Annotated in this window: 3 protein-coding genes and 3 pseudogenes; 4 read left to right on the top strand and 2 right to left on the bottom strand. The window is 59.9% G+C overall.

Going from position 1 to position 3,072, the window contains the following annotated elements; translation table 11 throughout:
• Together VAE54_RS11115 and VAE54_RS14655 are read right to left on the bottom strand one after the other, a co-directional pair.
• A partial coding sequence (locus VAE54_RS11115) for a hypothetical protein (protein ID WP_322802034.1) occupies positions 1 to 657 on the bottom strand: 657 nt, incomplete at its 3' end.
• Positions 658 to 699: 42 nt separating this feature from the next.
• Positions 700 to 870 (bottom strand): annotated as a pseudogene (locus VAE54_RS14655) (Wzz/FepE/Etk N-terminal domain-containing protein); the annotation flags it as partial.
• Between the two features lie 11 nt (positions 871 to 881).
• Here VAE54_RS14655 and VAE54_RS11110 point away from each other — a divergent pair.
• The 4 genes and pseudogenes from VAE54_RS11110 to VAE54_RS11100 form a co-directional block, all read left to right on the top strand.
• On the top strand, positions 882 to 1,022 hold the full coding sequence (locus VAE54_RS11110; RefSeq protein WP_322802033.1) for a hypothetical protein: 141 nt from the start codon (positions 882 to 884) through the stop codon (positions 1,020 to 1,022).
• 467 nt (positions 1,023 to 1,489) lie between these two features.
• On the top strand, positions 1,490 to 1,927 hold the full coding sequence (locus tag VAE54_RS11105; protein ID WP_322802032.1) for a hypothetical protein: 438 nt from the start codon (positions 1,490 to 1,492) through the stop codon (positions 1,925 to 1,927).
• 199 nt (positions 1,928 to 2,126) lie between these two features.
• Positions 2,127 to 2,243, top strand: a pseudogene (locus VAE54_RS14650) (hypothetical protein); the annotation flags it as partial.
• 45 nt (positions 2,244 to 2,288) lie between these two features.
• A pseudogene (locus VAE54_RS11100) lies at positions 2,289 to 3,072 on the top strand (hypothetical protein); the annotation flags it as partial.

The raw sequence follows: 3,072 nt of genomic DNA, 5'->3' as shown, positions 1-3,072 counted from the left end.
CAACTCCTCGACCTCGGCCCGGCGGGCAGCAATCCGCGCCTCCATTTCCCCTCGCCGGGTGGCCACCGCCTGGATTAGATCGTCCAGCCGGGCCAGCAGGGCCTGCCGGTCCTTCGTCAGGCCCCCGAGCTGTTCGCTCCCAAACTCGATCCGGTCGGGGGCGCTCACCCCAAAAGCCCGCAACTGCAGAAAGAGGGCCGTCAGCTGGTCCTCCAGGGAGACCACGCCCCCATCGGCCCGGGCCACCCGCTCCCGAAAGGCCCGGATGTCCCGCTCCACTCCCTCCAGGCCATAAATCGCTCCCTGCAGGGCCTTCAGATCCGCCTGGGCGACATCCCGTTGGACCTGCAGAAGAACCGGATCCGCCACCTCGCCCGGGCCCGGGTTCTCCTGCGCCAAAGCCAGAGCCGGGGTGGGACTGCGGCCGAGATAAACGTCGTTCACCCGCACCACCACCAGTCGGGCCCACATATTCGCCACGGCGGCCGCCTCCGATGCGTCCGGGCTCCACACCGTCAGCCGCACCAGACGCGGATCCCGCCCCACCGCAGCCTCCATGGCTCGGCGAAGCGCATCCCGGTCCTGAAAATTTTGCGGCCGAACCAGGTCATAGACCTCTGAAACCATGCGGTCGCTAAGGGCCACCTCCAGGGCCATGCGCGCCACAAGCTGGGGGTCCGGAGACGTCTGAAGAGAGGTCTGAGTTATCGTCAAAACCGCGGTGGCTTTATACAATCGCGGTTGAAGTAATGTATAAACTCCAGCAACCAACAAAGCCAATATTATGATACCTACAAGCAGCTTCCAGGCCCGAATGACAGTTCGGAGCCAAGCCAACAAGTCGATTTCTAAAAAGTCAGCGGTAAGCATTTCGGGCGCATTTGACGCTGTGGGGGCTGGGTCAGCGGGCCACCCGGACCCTGGGGGAGGTTCCCCGGGACGCCCTGGCGGCGGGGGTATGGCGTCTGCTCTGGGCCCAGCCCGGGCTGATAAAATATTTGCTGCGCGGGCTGTGGCGATAAGGGAGCCCTCGCTGATTCAGTGTTGTGCCCAGAAGCCTGCGTCATCGGTATGTACAAAAATCAATTCGAGGTTGTCACGATGTCAAATGCGCCCGAAATGCTTACCGCTGACTCTTTAGAGATCGACTTGTTGGCTTGGCTCCGAACTGTCATTCGGGCCTGGAAGCTGCTTGTAGGTATCATAATATTGGCTTTGTTGGTTGCTGGAGTTTATACATTACTTCTTGTGGACCAAGAACACGGCCGCCCCGCTGATCCCCTTGAGTGTTGTTTATGCGGCGGCATGGGGATACCGAATCCTCCGGAGCAAGAGGCAGTGGGGATGGAAGCTGACCTCAGGCGTTACCCTTGCGTTCCTCCTATTCAGCGCAGCTCTCCTGCCTTTCCGGACGCCCGTCGGGCGCTGGGTCCAGGGAGCGCTTCGATCCCTTGAGCCCGGGAACATAGGGGGCGAAGGGCTGCCGCCTTTGGATCGGATCTTTCGGTTGACGGTTGAGAGCATGTGGGCTCGTTTCGGATGGCTGAACGTCTCTGCAGGGTGGTTCTGGTATGGGGTTGTGTATCTCCTCTTAGTGATTGCTCTGGAGGGCTGGATGCTTCCGCGCTCCCGCCGGTGGCGGGTGCCTAGCTGGGTGATAGGGGTGATGGGGACTTTTGTGGCCTTCACCGTAGCAGGCTGGATGTTCTTCGTTATGAATGTTCCAAAAGGGCGCTATTACGCGCAGGGGCGATACATGTTTCCGGCCGCTGTGCCTCTTGCCTTCTTCCTGGCAGGGGGATGGGCGCGATGGATTCCAGAAGGATGGGAAGGTGCGCGGGTGTTCGGATTCCTTCTTTTGTGGGCCCTCCTGGATGCGGCCGCCTTCGCTTTCGCGCTCTTGCCTTATTTTTATAAAGGAGGTTGAGGTGAAGATCCCTCGGCTGCACCATCTCTGGATTTCGAGATGGCTGCTTCTAGCCCTTCTGGTGATCTGGGGAGACTAAGCGCCCTTCCGAGGGGCCGGGCAATCTGCAGGGGCTGCTTCCGTCTTTCCATATACACTCTATCTTCCGATTATCGCACGGTTCCATGATCCAGGATATACGTCTCCCTTTGGGATCACGATGTATGGGGCAGTGGATGATGCCTGGGGTCTCTCCAGGATGAAAGAGGCGGGGGCGCGATGGGTTGTCACGATTCTATCCTGGTCCACAGTGGAGCCGGCGCGGGGGAGTTTCAACTGGTCGAGTTTTGACGAGAAGGTTCGGAATGCCCAGGGGGCCGGGATGGAAGTCTTCGTTCTCTTTACGGACAATCCCTCATGGGCGGCCGCGCTGCCCGGTGGGCCTGTGACGGACACCCAAGACCTTGTGGACTTTGTCACACGCATGGCCGAGCGCTATGACTGCGATGGGATCGAGGATGCGCCGGGCTCCCCTTGCGTTCATTACTGGTCCTTCTATGCGGAGCCTGATAATGGGGATCTCGGCCGGGCCCGCGATGGAAAGGGCTATTGGGGGCACAACGGTGCCGGTTTTGCAGCGATGCTTGCCCAGGTCTCCCCAGCCATTCATGCTGCGAACCCGCGCGCCAAAGTGCTCATTGGTGGCCTGGCCTATGATTGGTTCGAAGAGGATGGAGGACCCTTTGTCCGATCGTTTCTGACGGATACCCTTCGCGCGTTGAATGCGTTGGGAGGAGGCGAGGGGCAGGCTCGCCGCTTCATCGATGCGGTAGCTTTTCATTATTATCCGATCTCCCCCAATCGTTGGCCGACCCTTCGTGAAAAGGCGCTGGAGATCCGGGGGATTATGGAGCGGCATGGGATAGGCGACCTGCCTTTGCTCGTGCCGGAGATGGGTTTCTGGAGCGATCCAACCGCTGGGAGCAGTGAAGAACTCCAGGCGCAACGGCTGGCTCAGATGTTGGTGCGGGGTCTCTCTGTTGATCTCCGGATGCTGGCTTGGTTCTCCGTTTTCGATGATGGGCCCGGCACCGAGGCTCATGGTCTGTTCCGGGATCGGGATCTCAACAATCCGAAGCCTTCTTACTGGGCTTATCAAACATTAA

The organism is Thermoflexus sp. (genome assembly GCF_034432235.1).
GTDB lineage: Bacteria > Chloroflexota > Anaerolineae > Thermoflexales > Thermoflexaceae > Thermoflexus.
Note: the sequence above shows the minus strand (reverse complement) of the source record. Positions and strands in the feature narration are given on the sequence as shown.